The 14,656-nt window shown below is 64.9% G+C and carries 12 protein-coding genes; 5 read left to right on the top strand and 7 right to left on the bottom strand.

What is annotated here, in order from left to right; translation table 11 throughout:
• Window positions 1–142: 142 nt before the first annotated feature.
• Complete coding sequence (locus tag FBZ93_RS01030; protein ID WP_146984155.1) at window positions 143–607, top strand: TfoX/Sxy family protein; 465 nt, start codon at window positions 143–145, stop codon at window positions 605–607.
• A 167-nt stretch (window positions 608–774) separates the two neighbouring features.
• Here the strand turns inward: FBZ93_RS01030 and FBZ93_RS01025 are convergent, their stop codons facing one another.
• The 3 genes from FBZ93_RS01025 to FBZ93_RS01015 form a co-directional block, all read right to left on the bottom strand.
• On the bottom strand, window positions 775–1,842 hold the full coding sequence (locus FBZ93_RS01025) for a GGDEF domain-containing protein (protein ID WP_146984154.1): 1,068 nt from the start codon (window positions 1,840–1,842) through the stop codon (window positions 775–777).
• A gap of 313 nt (window positions 1,843–2,155) precedes the next feature.
• Entirely contained in the window at window positions 2,156–3,628 is a 1,473-nt protein-coding gene (locus tag FBZ93_RS01020) for a DEAD/DEAH box helicase (RefSeq protein ID WP_146984153.1), read from the bottom strand.
• Window positions 3,629–4,291: 663 nt separating this feature from the next.
• Window positions 4,292–5,236, bottom strand: coding sequence for a helix-turn-helix transcriptional regulator (locus FBZ93_RS01015; protein WP_146984152.1), 945 nt, complete (start codon window positions 5,234–5,236; stop codon window positions 4,292–4,294).
• A 231-nt stretch (window positions 5,237–5,467) separates the two neighbouring features.
• Between FBZ93_RS01015 and FBZ93_RS01010 the strand changes: the two genes are divergently transcribed.
• The 3 genes from FBZ93_RS01010 (at window position 5,468) to FBZ93_RS01000 (ending at window position 9,250) form a co-directional block, all read left to right on the top strand.
• Window positions 5,468–6,964: a caspase family protein gene (locus tag FBZ93_RS01010; RefSeq protein WP_146984151.1), complete on the top strand. Its 1,497-nt coding sequence runs from the start codon at window positions 5,468–5,470 to the stop codon at window positions 6,962–6,964.
• 65 nt (window positions 6,965–7,029) lie between these two features.
• Window positions 7,030–8,274: an FAD-dependent oxidoreductase gene (locus FBZ93_RS01005; protein ID WP_208763944.1), complete on the top strand. Its 1,245-nt coding sequence runs from the start codon at window positions 7,030–7,032 to the stop codon at window positions 8,272–8,274.
• 199 nt (window positions 8,275–8,473) lie between these two features.
• Window positions 8,474–9,250, top strand: coding sequence for an outer membrane protein (locus FBZ93_RS01000; protein ID WP_146984150.1), 777 nt, complete (start codon window positions 8,474–8,476; stop codon window positions 9,248–9,250).
• 74 nt (window positions 9,251–9,324) lie between these two features.
• On the opposite strand, the gene FBZ93_RS00995 is transcribed toward FBZ93_RS01000, so the two are convergent.
• The 4 genes from FBZ93_RS00995 to FBZ93_RS00980 form a co-directional block, all read right to left on the bottom strand.
• Window positions 9,325–10,095 (bottom strand): glucose 1-dehydrogenase, encoded by a 771-nt coding sequence (locus FBZ93_RS00995; RefSeq protein WP_146984149.1) that lies wholly within the window; start codon window positions 10,093–10,095, stop codon window positions 9,325–9,327.
• 211 nt (window positions 10,096–10,306) lie between these two features.
• Window positions 10,307–11,098, bottom strand: a complete 792-nt coding sequence (locus FBZ93_RS00990) for an outer membrane protein (protein ID WP_146984148.1) — start codon at window positions 11,096–11,098, stop codon at window positions 10,307–10,309.
• A gap of 228 nt (window positions 11,099–11,326) precedes the next feature.
• Window positions 11,327–13,387 carry a DNA topoisomerase IV subunit B gene (gene parE / locus FBZ93_RS00985; RefSeq protein WP_146984147.1) on the bottom strand — a complete coding sequence of 687 codons (2,061 nt, stop codon included), beginning with the start codon at window positions 13,385–13,387 and terminating at the stop codon, window positions 11,327–11,329.
• A gap of 128 nt (window positions 13,388–13,515) precedes the next feature.
• Window positions 13,516–13,866 carry a hypothetical protein gene (locus tag FBZ93_RS00980; RefSeq protein ID WP_246667354.1) on the bottom strand — a complete coding sequence of 117 codons (351 nt, stop codon included), beginning with the start codon at window positions 13,864–13,866 and terminating at the stop codon, window positions 13,516–13,518.
• Window positions 13,867–14,070: 204 nt separating this feature from the next.
• Here FBZ93_RS00980 and FBZ93_RS00975 point away from each other — a divergent pair, with 204 nt between their 5' ends.
• A complete protein-coding gene (locus tag FBZ93_RS00975) occupies window positions 14,071–14,601 on the top strand; it encodes a DedA family protein (RefSeq protein ID WP_146984145.1) in 531 nt (176 codons plus the stop codon).
• The last annotated feature ends 55 nt before the right edge of the window (window positions 14,602–14,656 follow it).

Genomic DNA, 14,656 nt, shown 5'->3' with positions numbered 1-14,656 from the left:
CCGCGTCGGCGAGCGCGCAATCGCGCTCGCGCCATAGATCCGATACTCACCATCGTTGCATGTCGATGTCGTCGTCGACCATACTGCGCCGCCAACAGGCTGCGGCAGACGCGTTCGGCCGCACCGGAACAATGGTGGGCGCATGGACCGCGAATTTCTGACCGACTTGTTCGCCGATTTCGGCCCGGTCACGCTGCGCCGGATGTTCTCCGGCTACGGCATTTCGGCTGACGGCACCTATTTCGCGCTCGCGCTGCGTGCCGGGCTCTACTTCCGCGCCGACGAAGAGACCATTCCGCTATTCGAGGCGGAAGGCTGCGGGCCATTCCAGTACCAGACGCGTTCCAAGACGGTGACAGTGAACTCCTACTGGCAGCTGCCGGCCCGGCTGTTCGACGATGCCGAGGAACTCGCGGTCTGGGCGCGCTCGGCGCTCGGTGCCGCCCAACGCGCCGCGCTGCGCAAGCGGCCAAGGAAGGCGAAGGCGTCGGTCAAGAAGGTCGCGAGCACGAAGACCACAGGCAAGAAGTCGGCGGTGCGAAAGGCGACTGCGAAGCGATCTCCCGCTCAGAAGAAGCGCTCGGGAAAGAAGCGATCCTCTTCCTGAGGATACCGAATCTGTCCGCGTCATTGCGAGGAGCGATAGCGACGAAGCAATCCATCGTTCCACATATGCGGCTCGATGGATTGCTTCGCGGAGCCTGTCATCCATCGGGCGCGCGTTCGCGCGACCCGTTGGCTTGCAATGACGACGGCGGAAGTTAAGCGATCAGATCACGCCACGCGCGTTTGCGTCTCGGCGCTGAATTCCGGATCTGCTTCGCAGATCACGCGGTTGCGGCCGGCGCGCTTGGCGGCGTAGAGGCAGGCATCGGCGCGCTCGATCAGCGAATCCGTGTCGTCGGCCGGTTTCAGCATGGAGACGCCGACCGAGATCGTGACCCGGCCGAGGATCTCGCCGGTCGACTTCTTCTTCAGCTCCTTGGCCATCACGGCCCGGCGGATATGGTCGGCGACCGTCAGTGCCTGGCGCAGCGCGGTGTTGGGCAGCACCACGGCGAATTCCTCGCCGCCGTAGCGGGCGGTGATGTCCTGGCCCTTGATGGTCTGCTTCAGCGACTGCGCCACCAGCCGCAGCACCTGATCGCCGGTGAGATGGCCGTAGGAATCGTTGAACGACTTGAAGTGATCGATGTCGAACATCAGGAGCGACAGCGGCTCGCCGCTGGCCAGCGCGGCCTGCACCGCCATTTCCATCGAGCGGTCGAAATATTTCCGGTTGCCGAGGCCGGTGAGCGGATCGGTCAGGCTCTCGGCGCGGATCGCCTCGAGGCTGTGTTGCAACTCGTTGATCTCGGACTTGGACAGCGCGAGCCGGCTCTCCAGCGCCTGATTGGTCTCTCGCATCTCACGGGTCGATTTGGCGAGCCCCTCGACGATGGTCTTGATCTGGTCGCGGGTCGTCGCGGTCGAGAGGCGGTCGCTGGCGCCGACGAGGCTGGCGTCATAGGTCGCGGACACACCGAGCGCATCGGTGATCAGCTTCATGACGGCGTCGATCTCGCCGATGACGCGGGCGCCGACCTTGTCGATGCGGTCCGAGGTCTTGATGTGCGAAAGATAGGTTTCGTAGATCTGCTCGAGATCGGATTCAGAGAGCTTGCCGCTGCGCGCCAGCGTCTCGTTGATGACCTTGTTGAGCGGCGCGTTGTATCCGGTCGCGTAGACGTACCAGATCTCATAGTTGCGGGGGACGGCGGTCTGGCGAAGCGAGCGGATCTGACCAAGGGCGACTTCGGCAAAGGCCAACGTACGTTCGTGTTCGTCCAGCAGTTTGACCACTGTTACGTCCTCAATGCACCAATGCCGGTCGTGCCCGGCAGCAATGACTAAATTATGGGGGCGAGGGTACGGGACGAGAGTGAAGGCAAGGTAAATAGTAGAACTACGGGATGCCGGTCGCGACTATCGTTCAGTGCGCCTGACGCCGTCGTACTCGCGCGCGGCTTTCGAAGCTTTTAGCTCGCGTGTCAACGCGATGCGAAAACGATGCGCATTTGTTTCAAACGCGGGAAATCTGCGCGCGCGACGACGGCCGGCGGCAACATCAACTGTCCGGAATACCGCCGCTGGCGCGGCGGCAACACAGCAAGCCTTAGGCGCGTGCGCGCACAGGTCGCAGCAGGAAGGCGGGCAGGTGCGAATGATCGGCGGGCTCGTGGTCGACCTCGCGCTGCGTCCGACGCGGCTCGGCACGTCCGATCGACGGCACGTGCGACGGGGCGGCCTGGGGCGAAGAGCCGCGGCCGTGGCGCGGCTCGCGCTCCGGCTTGGCTGCACGCTCCTGGCGGGGCTCCTGGTCGGGACGCGGCTCGCGTTCACCGTGACGCGCCTCGCGCTCACGCCGCGGCTTGCGGCCGCCGCGAGCGCCGTCGCGCGATCCTTCGCGGCTGCGCGAGCGGCGGGGCGCTGCGTCCTCGTCGGAGGCTTCGCTGTGAACGGTGTAGTCGCCTTCGGTGCGCGGGATCTGCTGGCCGATCAGCTTTTCGATCGCGGCCATCGACTTGCTGTCGAGCGGAGTGACGATGGAGATTGCGGTGCCGGTGCGTCCGGCGCGGCCGGTACGGCCGATGCGATGGACGTAGTCATCGGGATGATGCGGCACATCGAAATTGAAGACGTGGCTGACGGCCGGGATATCGAGGCCGCGGGCGGCGACGTCGGAGGCCACCAGCAGGGGCAGCTCGCCCTTGCGGAATTGATCGAGCGCGGCCATGCGCGCGCTCTGGTCCATGTCGCCGTGCAGGGCGCCGACGCTGAAGCCGTGCTTCTGCAGCGATTTGTGAAGGACGGCGACTTCGCGCTTGCGATTGCAGAAGATAATCGCGTTGTTGAGGTCCTTGGCGTCGCGCAGCAGGCGGCGGAGGATCTCGCGCTTCTCGTGCGGCTCGCGGCCGGCCGGCACCTGGGACTGGGTCACGGTCACCGCGGTCGTCGCGGGCTTGGAGACTTCGATCCGGGCCGGGTTATGCAGGAAGGCCTCGGTGATGCGGCTGATTTCCGGCGGCATCGTCGCGGTGAAGAACAGGGTCTGCCGCGTGAACGGGACAAGCTTGCAGATGCGCTCGATGTCGGGGATGAAACCCATGTCGAGCATGCGGTCGGCTTCGTCGATCACCAGCAGCTCGACGCCGGTGAGCAGCAGCCCGCCGCGTTCGGTGTGGTCGAGCAGGCGGCCGGGCGTTGCGATCAGGACGTCGACGCCGCGCATCAGCTTGGAGTCTTGGTCGCCGAACGAGACGCCGCCGATCAAGAGGGCGACGTTGAGCTTCTGGCCGGCGCCGTATTTGTCAAAGTTCTCCTTCACCTGCGCGGCAAGCTCGCGGGTCGGCTCGAGGATCAGGGTGCGCGGCATCCGTGCCCGGGCGCGGCCCTTCTCGAGGATGGTGAGCATCGGGAGAACGAAGGCAGCGGTCTTGCCGGTGCCGGTCTGGGCAATGCCGAGGACGTCGCGCCGGGCGAGAACGTGCGGGATTGCCTGTTCCTGGATGGGGGTGGGGTTGGTGTAACCGGTGGCCGCAACTGCGGCGAGGACCTTATCGGACAGGCCTAGATTGGAAAAAGACATTGAGCCTCTGGTCGAAACCGCCGTTCGGAATCGAAGGTAAAAGGCTGTCGCGTTCGGCCCCGAAACGGCTCGCTTTTCTATAAAGCTCGGGGGCTCTGACTAACGCTGACGGACGGCAAACCTGACGAATCGCGTTTCGATCCGAGGGCCGCGTTGCCCCGCAACATAGGGGCGAAACCGGTAAAGTCAATCTTGGAACCGGCCGAATAGCCGAAAAAGCTTAACGTTTTGGCCAAAATAACCGTCATTTCCGTCATTTGGCGGTCAAATGAATCGCCAGTCCCGGGTCCGATGACGAGGTCCCCGGCGGGGCCCGCGCCGCCTTTGCGGGGGAGGCGCGTTGCCGAAATATCGAAAACAACCCCATGCAAAGGAGTGCGGTGGCCGGCGCTCGACCAGGCCAGTTGACACGTCGGGCAACTCAAGGATACGCTTCTAATATTCCGAAATCACGCAGGCGCGCGCTCGCCGCAGGGTGCATTACCATGCATAGCGGACCACGCCCTTGCCAGCGTGGGAGCGGTTACGTTTTAGAATTCGCCCTCGAAGCTTGCAAGCGCCGATCAGCCGTACAGGGAATCCCGATGACGGGCATCAACGCGCTTTTTAGCAACCCGCAAGAGCCCGGTGCACCTGGGCGTCCGGTTGGACGGCTCAGGCCGGTCAGGCCCTGTAATCGCCCGGCGTCATCGATTCGGACGCATTGAAGAGGCGGTAGAACGTCGCAAGGCTCTCGAAGCCGCAGGCATAGGCGACCTCGGCGATGGTCTGCCTTGGCTGCTCGCGGAGCAGGCGGCGGCTTTGCGCGAGCCGAAGCGCGGTGACGGTCTCCGAGAAGCTCATCTCCGTCTCCTCGAACAGGATGTGCAGGTGACGGACCGAGATGCCGAGCAGGCCGGCAATCAGGGTTGGCGTCAGCGCCGCATTCGACAGGTGCCGCCGGATCAGGCGGCGGGCCAGCGACAGATGAGCGGTCCGCAGCGCCTGCTGTGCGAGCCGGCTCTTCGGCCGCATGACACCGCGCTCGATCAGCGCGATATGGGCCAGCGCCTGCACCATCGGGGCCGGGTCCGCCGCCGCGGCACCGTTGCCGTCGACGAGGTCGTGGAAGCAGGATTCCAGCAGCGGCTGCAGCGCGGTCTCATCCTGCACAGGGCTGGGGACGAGCTCGCCGAGCTCGGTGCCCGGCGGGACGATGTCGGTCACGGGGATCTTGATGATGCGCAAATGGAAGCCGTCCTCGCGCAGCGGGACGGTGCGATAGGGCAGATCCGAATAGCTGGTCGCGAACATGCCGTCGCGCACCGCGAATTCATCGAGCCGCGCGCCGCCGAACCAGCCGCCGCCGCCGAGCTGCTGGTAGATGCACAGGCTGTCGCTGGCCGCATCGGCGATGTCGCCCGCGCGCCGCTCGACGCGGTAGGGCGAGGCCCGCAGCTCGACCAGGCCGGCACCGCCGAGCTGGCGCAGCGAGAACTCGCCGAAGAAATCCCGGCGGTGCTCGGGCTCGAGTTCCGCGGTGACGCCGAACAACCCCTTGGCGCGCACTTCGCGCCAATAGTCGAAGCGATCCCGGGGATCGACCTGCTCAGTGGACCATGTGTACACGGGAAAGCCCTTGGGACCTGTGGAGAGCTCGCGGCGGAGTGAAGCCCCGAATCTATCACGCGGGCCGTAAAAAGAAACTTGACCAGGGACGGACGGGACGCCCCTCTGGTGGCCGAGACGGTCGCAAAAAGAGCGGTCACGGGCGGCCATCCGGCGTCGGCCTTGAACCGGCCAAACGGCTGATCCGACTATTAGGCGGCGGTCGCACGCGCGACGCAGGCGGGAATTGGGATGAAGAGCTGGCTTTCGAGATTTTCAGCGGCCCTGTTGGCGGTCGCATTTGCAGCATTCGCGGCGCCTGCCCAGGCCGAAAAGCGCGTCGCGCTGGTGATCGGCAACAATGACTACAGGAACGTGCCGAAGCTGCAGAAGGCGGTCAACGACGCCCGCACCATGGGCGACACGCTGAAGCAGCTCGGTTTCAACGTCATGGTGGCCGAGAATTTGAACCGGCAGGCGTTCTCCGAGACGCTGCTCGCCTTCGACCGCGCCGTGGAGCCCGGCGATACCGCGTTCTTCTTCTACGCCGGTCACGGCTTCGAGATCGCGGGCCAGAATTTCCTGCTGCCGACCGACGTACCGGCGGCGACTGAAGGGCAGGAGGAGCTGGTGCGCGACGCCTCGGTTCTCGCCGACCGCATCATCGAGCGGCTGCAGAACAAGAAGGCGCGCACCTCGATCCTGGTGTTCGACGCCTGCCGCAACAATCCGTTCGAGCGGGCCGGCACGCGCGCGGTTGCCGGCGGCGGCGGCCTTGCGCCGATGACGCAGCTGCCTGAGGGCGTGTTCTCGGTGTTTTCGGCGGGGCCGCGCCAGACCGCGCTCGACCGGCTGTCGAACGAAGATGCCAACCCCAATTCGGTGTTCACGCGAACCTTTGCCAAGGAGTTGCTGCAGCCCGGCGAGAACCTCGTGCAGGTCGCCCAGCGCACGCGGCGCCTGGTCAGCGAGATGGCCGAGACCGTGAAGCACAAGCAGATCCCGGTCTATTTCGACCAGATGGTCGATGACGTCTTCCTGAACGGGATCGCAAAGGCGCAGGCCGAGGCGGCCAAGCCGTCCGCTCCGCCGCAGCAGGTGGCCGCGCTGCCGCCGGTCTCGGTGCCGAAGCTGCCGAAGGAGGATACCGTCAACGCGCCGATCGCGAGCTTCTCGCGGCACAATGGCGGCTGGACCGTCGTGTTCTCGATCGCCGATCCGACGCTCGGCATTTCCTGGCGGATCGGCGATAGCGGCGACTTCCGCGAAACCGGCTTCATGGACACGCTCGATCCGCGCACGCGCAAGCGGATGCCCAATCCATCGATCGAGCTGCCGGCGGATGCGCCGGCGGCGACGATCGAGCTGCGCTATGTCGATACCCAGGGCGAGATGCAGGGACCGTTCCCGATCAAGTTCGATCCCGACGCCGCGCTGATCCGCGACCAACGCAAGATCCTCGACATGACCGCGACGAGCTGGCTGTCGTTCCGCGAATTCAACGGGCTGCTGGTCTACTACACCCACCTGATGTCGTATCGCTGCGCGATCCGCGAGGTACGGATCGGCATCGACAGTGCGGTGCCGGACAAGGTGTTGAAGATGCCCGCCTGCAATTCGCGCGATCCGAGCGCGATCCCGTCCGACGCGCAACCGTATCTGAAGCTCGCGCCGCAGACCAAATCGGTCTCGGTGGAGCTGACCTATCGCGACGGCAGCGTGTCGGAGATCAAGACCTTCAGGCGATAGTTTGCATCCTTGTCGTCCGACCCGCGTTACAAGGGGAGCGGCGAGACAACGTTAAGGACGGCGTCATGGATGCGGGCAATCCGGCAGGATCGAACACACGTCAGATGAAGGCGCGCTGCTGCGTGGTCGGCGGCGGGCCGGCCGGCATGATGCTCGGCTATCTGCTCGGACGCGCCGGGATCGACGTCGTGGTGCTGGAGAAGCACGCCGACTTCTTCCGCGACTTTCGCGGCGACACCGTGCATCCCTCGACCCTGCAGGTGATGGACGAACTCGGCCTGATCGACGGTTTCCTGAAGCTGCCGCATCAGGACATCCAGACGCTCGACGGCATGTTCGGCCGCACCTCGGTGCGGATCGCCGACCTCAGCCGCCTCAGCGTCAAATATCCTTTCATCGCGATGATGCCGCAGTGGGACTTCCTGAATTTCCTGCGCGAGAGCGGCAAGCGTTTTGCCTCGCTGAAGGTGCTGATGAACGCCGAGGCGACCGACCTGATCCGGCGCGGCGACGCAGTGGCCGGCGTCCGTGCGAACACGCCCGATGGCCCGGTCGAGATCGAGGCGGATCTTGTGATCGGCTGCGACGGCCGCCATTCGATCGTGCGCGAGCGCGCCGGTCTTGCCGTCGAGGAGATCGGCGCGCCGATGGACGTGCTGTGGTTTCGCGTCGGACGGCGTCCGGACGAGACCGAGAATTTGTTCGCCCGCATCGACAACGGCAAGATGATGGTGACGTTCGATCGCGGCGACTATTGGCAATGCGCCTATGTGATCGCCAAGGGACAATACGAGGCGGTGAAGGCGAGGGGATTGCCGGCGCTGCTCGACGACGTGCTGCGGCTGGCGCCGATCCTGAAGGCCGGCATCGCCGACGTGAAAAGCTTCGACGACGTCAAGCTGCTCACGGTCGCGATCAACCGGCTGACGCGCTGGACCCTGCCGGGCCTGCTCTGCATCGGCGACGCCGCGCACGCGATGTCGCCGATCGGCGGCGTCGGCGTCAACCTCGCGGTGCAGGACGCGGTCGCGACCGCCAACATCCTGGCGGCGAAGCTCGCGCAAGGCTGTCCGTCGGAGGACGAGCTCGATGCGGTGCGGCGGCGCCGCGAATTCCCGGTGCGGGTCACGCAGCGCATGCAGGTGATCGCGCAGGACAACCTCATCAGCGCCGCGCTGAAGGGAGGCGATCAGCCGGTGCCGTTCGCGCTGAGGTTGATCACGGCGATGCCCTGGCTGCAGGGGCTGACGGCCCGACTTGTTGCGGTCGGGGTGCGGCCGGAGCACGTGCACTCGCCGGCTGCGAGCTGACGCCGCATCTGTCGGGCCCTAAGAATTTATCAAGGATAACAGTCGCTTAAATCGAACGATAAAAGTTGCTCGACAGCAACAGCACGACAAGATTCGAAATGCGCGTGTGTGGATTCCACGCCGCCGACTACAGCGGTTTTCTTTTGGTAAGGGTGTCTCTGGGAATGCTGTGCCCATCAGACAACCTGGGGGTGCCGCCGTGTTTCGTGCCAAATTCATTGCCGTGTTGACTGCAACCAGCGCGCTCGGCCTCAGTGCCGCTTCGGCAGCCGATCTCGCTGCGCGTCCCTACACCAAGGCGCCGGCCTATGTCGAAACGCTCTACAATTGGTCCGGCTTCTATATCGGCGGCCATCTCGGCGGCGCCTGGACCAACGAGCAGTGGGTCAACAGCGCGAACACGACGGTGTTCGGCGATCTCGCGCCCGGCCAGGGCTTTCGGCAACGCGGCTCGGGCTTCATGGGCGGCGGTCAGATCGGCTACAACTGGCAGGCCAACAACTTCGTGTTCGGCGTCGAGGGCACGGTCTCCGGGCTCGACAATTCCGGCCGCGTCACCAACACGGTGTTCGGCGTCGGCCGCGACGATCAATTCAGCTGGCGCTCGAATGTCATGGCCACGATCGTCGGTCGTGCCGGCTACGCGATCCAGAACAATCTGCTCTATTTCAAGGGCGGCTATGCCGGCGTGAACAACCGCCTGTCCGTCGTCGACAACGTTCCGCCGTCAACCGGCTCCGGCAGCCAGACCCATTGGGCCAGCGGCTGGACCATCGGTGCGGGCTGGGAGTACGGCATCACCCGCAACTGGACCATCGGCGTCGAATACAATTACGCGGCCTTCGAGCGTCAGACCTATCAGCTCGCCGGCACGGCCGCGGGCACCTATACGTTCGACGCCAAGCCGCGCGATATCCAGTGGGCGGTGGTGCGCATGAACTACAAGTTCGACGCGCCGGTCATCGCACGCTACTGAGTTCTACCGAGGCGAACAGGATGCAAGAGCCCCGGCGGCGCGCCGGGGTTCTTGTGTTTTGGGGCGCGCAGGTCTCAGGCCATGACCGAATAGCCGCCGTCGACGGGGATCGCGGTGCCGGTGACGAAATCCGACGCCGGCGAGGCCAGGAATACGGCGATGCCGGCGAAGTCGTCGATGGCTCCCCAGCGCGCCGCCGGCGTGCGCGCGAGCACACGTTCGTGCAGCCCGGCAACCTGCTGGCGCGCGCCCTTGGTCAGATCGGTGTCGATCCAGCCGGGAAGAATGGCGTTGACCTGGATGTTGTCAGCCGCCCAGGCGTTGGCGCAGGCGCGGGTGTACTGCACGATGCCGCCCTTGCTCGCGGCATAGGCCGCAGCGAAGCTTGCGCCGAAGATCGACATCATCGAGCCGATATTGATGATCTTGCCATGGCCCGACGCCTTGAGCGCAGGATAGGCCGCCTTCGAGCACAGGAAGGCGCTGGTGAGGTTGGTGTCGATCACTCGGCTCCACTCGTCGAGCTCGAGCTCGTGCGGCGGCTTGCGGATGCTCATGCCGGCGTTGTTGACCAGGATGTCGATCCGGCCGAGCTCGCCGTTGACCCGCTCGACCATGGCCGCGACCGCCGCCTTGTCGGTCACGTCGGTGGCCACCGCGATCGCCTTGACGCCGCGCTTGCCCAGATCCTCGACGGCGGCCTTCGATTTCGTCTCGTTGCGGCCGACCACGGCGATCGCCGCGCCGGCATCCGCCAGGCCGCGCGCCATGCCGAGCCCGATGCCGCCATTGCCTCCGGTGACGATCGCGACCCGGCCCGTGAGATCAAACTGTCCGTTTCTCATTGTTGTTGTCCGCTGTGGTTTGAATCTGGTCGCGAGAGTGCCCGATCGTCGGAACGCTGACCAGATCGGGAGCGGCCGGTCGGCCCTGCGCCAAGGACGTGCGAAGAACGCGAGCGCGCGAGATTGTTCCCGAAGACATCAGGACAACAAAAAAGCCCCGGACAATGCCGGGGCTTTTCGTCTGCCAGATCAGCAGGGATCAGTACGTCGCTCAGTACTTGGCGACAACCGGGCCGGTCCAGTTGAAACGGTAGACCAGCGAGGTGCTGATGGTCTGGACGAACGGCTTGAAGGTGATGTCGCGGCCGTTCGAGATGTTGGTGACGTCGGCCAGTTCCGAGATGTTCCTGTTGTCGTAGTAGGCAGCGCGGTACTCGGTCTTCATGAACCAGCCCGGCGCGGTGATGCCGAAGATGTTCAGGTTGTTCTCGACGCCGCCGCCGACGAACCAACCGCTGCGATCGAAGCCGTTGGTGTGCCCACCGACCGGGAGAGCGGTCGCGGTGTTGAACAGGGTGGTGCCCTTCCAGTGCGAGCTGGAGTAACCGGCGTTGACGTAGGACAGAACGTTCGGAGCGATCAGATAGCCGAGGCGCGCACCAGCGGCCCAGCTGTAGTCGTTCTTGATGTTGCCGGCGATGCCGAGGCCCTGATCCTGGATGGTGCCCTTCAGGCTGCCGAACTGACCGTCGGCGAACACGCCGATGACCCAGCTGTTGGCGGTCTGCCAGTCGTAACCGGCACCGACGGTGCCGAACCAGCCATCGCCGCCCTGGCGCTGGTTGAAGCCGAGGATCGGCGCGCCCGTGACGGTCGACTGGACGCCGGTGTCAGCGTCCCAGACGCCGCCGCCGCCGCCGCCGAAGATGTAGAAGCCGGTCCAGCTCGGCGCCACTGCGATCGGGGCCGGAGCCTTGGTGTAGGGGCGGGCGGCCAGGTCGGCAGCCGACGCGGAACCCGTCATTGCAGCAACCGCGGTCAGAGCGAGCAAAATCTTCTTCATATCCAAATCCTCGACTAGCGTTCGATCGGGTCGCTGACGGGGGTGCGCTGGCACCGATTCCCGAAACTCATGTTGGGGACTATACGTGGTTCCTCCGGAAATGCTGTTGCGGGTGAGACACAACCGCCCGAAAACGAAACCGAGGGGGCTCTCCGGGAAGGCGAACGAAAACGGCCGCCTCGAGCTGGAGGCGGCCGGAAAATCATTTCAAATCAGTCGGTTGGGGCCCTAAACGTCGAGCAAATCGTCGCTGGCGAATTCGGCCTTGTCGGAGATGAAGGCAAAGCGGGCTTCCGCCTTGGTTCCCATCAGCCGCTCGACCGAGTCGGCGGTGCCCTCGCGATCGTCGGCCAGCAACACCACGCGCAGCAGCGTGCGCTTGGCCGGATCCATCGTGGTCTCCTTGAGCTGCGCCGGCATCATTTCGCCGAGGCCTTTGAAGCGATTCACCTCGACCTTGGCGTTGGCGTTGAACTCGCTCTTGAGCAGCTCTTCCTTGTGCGCGTCGTCACGGGCGTAGATCGACTTGGTGCCGTGCTTGAGTTTGTAGAGCGGCGGCACCGCCAGATAGAGATGTCCCTCGTCGATCAGCCGCGGCATTTGCCTATAGAAAAAGGTGATCAACAGCGATGCGATATGCGCGCCGTCGACGTCGGCGTCGGTCATGATGATGATGCGCTGATAGCGCAGATCTTCCTCGCGGTAGTGCGCGAGCGTGCCGCAGCCGATTGCCTGCACCAGATCGGAGAGCTGCGCGTTGGCGGTCAGCTTGTCCTTGCCGGCGGATGCAACGTTGAGGATCTTGCCGCGCAGCGGCAGCACGGCCTGGGTCTTGCGATCGCGCGCCTGCTTGGCGCTGCCGCCGGCCGAGTCGCCTTCCACGATGAACAGTTCGGAGCCCTCGGTGCCGGCGTCGGAGCAGTCGGCGAGCTTGCCGGGCAGGCGCAGTTTCTTGCCGGCGGTCTTGCGCGCGGTTTCCTTTTCCTGGCGGCGGCGTAGCCGTTCCTCGGCGCGATCGATCACGAAGTCGAGCAGCCGGTTGGCCTGGTTCGGATTGCCCGACAGCCAGTGGTCGAACGGATCCTTCATCGCCTGTTCGACGATGCGCTGCGCTTCGGCGGTGGCGAGGCGGTCTTTCGTCTGGCCCTGGAATTCAGGCTCGCGCACGAACACCGAGAGCATGACGGCTGCGCCCACCATCACGTCTTCCGAGGTGATGGCGGCGGCGCGCTTGCCTTGGCCGGCGCGTTCGGCGTGATCCTTCAGGCCGCGCAGCAGCGCGCTGCGCAGGCCCGATTCATGGGTGCCGCCGTCGGGTGTCGGCACCGTGTTGGTGTAGGACGACAGGAAGCCGTCGGCATCGGCCGTCCACGCCACGGCCCATTCGCAGGCGCCATGCGCGCCGCTGCGGCCGGACTTGCCGGAGAAGATATCCTGATGCACCAGCGTGTCGGCGTGGATCGCCGCGGCGAGATAATCCTTCAAGCCGCCGGGGAAGTGGAATTTGGCTTCCGCCGGGACGTCCTCGATGCCCTTCAGCAGCTCCTGGTCGCAGTGCCAGCGAATCTCGACGCCGCCGAACAGATACGCCTTCGAGCGCGTCATCTTGAAAAGACGCTGCGGCTTGAACGCCGCCTTGGCGCCGAAGATGTCGGTGTCCGGCTTGAAGCGGATCCGGGTGCCGCGGCGGTTGTTGACCTTGCCGAGGTCCTCGAGCTTGCCCTTGGGATGGCCGCGCTCGAAGGTCATGCGATGCAGCTGCCCGCTGCGCGCGACCTCTACCTCGAGCCGCGAGGAGAGGGCGTTGACGACGGAGACGCCGACGCCGTGCAGGCCGCCCGAGGTCTCGTAGACCTTGGAGTCGAATTTGCCGCCCGAGTGCAGCGTGCACATGATGACTTCGAGTGCCGACTTCTTCGGGAATTTCGGATGCGGGTCGACCGGAATACCGCGGCCATTGTCGGTCACGGTCAGGAAGCCGTCGGCGGTCAGCTCGACGTCGATGAAGGTGGCGTGACCGGCCAGCGCCTCATCCATGCAGTTGTCGATCACCTCGGCGAACAGGTGGTGCAGCGCCTTTTCGTCGGTGCCGCCGATATACATGCCGGGGCGCCGGCGGACCGGTTCCAGCCCCTCCAGAACCTCGATGTCGGCCGCCGTGTAGCCGGCTTCGGCGCCTCCCGCGGGCCGGGACGCGGCCTTCGCTGGGGTGCGTGCCTTCTGTTCCGGGGCTCCGAACAGATCGTCAGCAGATTTGCTTTTGGCGTTCGACTTCAATGATTTGGCCATGTTTCTTCAAGTGGCGCGCCAGTTATGGCGCGGCGAATCGGTTGCTTTGACTATGCCACGGATGGGCTGCCAATGGGGGACGGCCGCACCCTTAAGGCCTGGCCATTCCTGTAGATAGGAGCCTGCGATTACGCCCGCGAGGTGCGGAATACAACGACTGTGAACAGGGCCATCGCGGCAACCACCAGCAGCGATCCGACGATCGGGGCGGCCTCGAACGCGGGACCCCTCAGCAGCACGGCCGCGACCCCGGCCGGAAACAGCACGCCGCCGACGATATGCAGCCAGCCCTGGATCCTGGCCAGCAGCATGTTGCCGGCCGCCGGCACCAGCCGGTAGTAGAGGCCGAACAGGAACAGCAGCACGCCGCCAATGAGATTGAGATGCGCGTGTGCCGGCCCCAACGTGAAGTCGTGCTGGATACCCATGGCGATGCCTGCGAGCATTCCGAACAACAAGACGAGAACGCTCACGCACATCATCAATGACCCGATCATCCAGTGATTCCTTTTTTGTAAGGGAGATGCCAGCCAGCCTGGACCGCAGGGGCCGTACCGGAGATCACGTTTGATCCCCGCCTTTGTGACTTGATGTCACGCAATGGGCTGGCTTACCTGTTCTTAGGCTGCGTGCCGTTAGAAAGGTTCATTCGAGGTCCAACGGAGCGGAAGGCACACGACGAGATGGAAGACTTTGCGCGGGCCCTGGCCGAATTCGTCCGCCATCACCAGGCCTGGGCCGCTCCGATCGTCATGTTGCTGGCGTTCGCTGAATCACTCGCCTTCATCTCGTTGCTGGTGCCTGCCTGGGGCGCGCTGGTTGCGATCGGCGCCTTGATCGGCGTCAGCGGGATCAGTTTCTGGCCGATCTGGATCGCCGGCGGCATTGGCGCTGCGCTCGGCGACTGGGTCTCCTACTGGTTCGGCTATCGCTACAAGGAGCAGGTCGCGCAGATGTGGCCGTTGTCGCGCTATCCGGAGATCCTGCCGCGTGGCGAGGCCTTCGTGAAGACCTGGGGCGTGCCCAGCATCTTCATCGGCCGCTTCTTCGGCCCGCTGCGCGCCTCGGTGCCGCTCGCGGCCGGCATTTTCGAAATGTCGTACTGGCAATTCCAGATCGCCAATTTCGTCTCCGCGCTGGTCTGGTCGGCGGCGCTGCTGCTGTTCGGCGATGTCATTGCCCAGGCCGTCGAATGGATGTGGCGGGTCGTGTGACGCGTTCCGGAATAAGGCCAACCTGTAGGGGTTAGGCGGGATGACAAGTGCTCGC

Source organism: Bradyrhizobium macuxiense, assembly GCF_007993935.1.
Classification (GTDB): Bacteria; Pseudomonadota; Alphaproteobacteria; order Rhizobiales; family Xanthobacteraceae; genus Bradyrhizobium; species Bradyrhizobium macuxiense_A.
The sequence above is the reverse complement of the archived record's forward strand: the minus strand, read 5'-3'. Positions and strand labels throughout refer to the sequence as shown.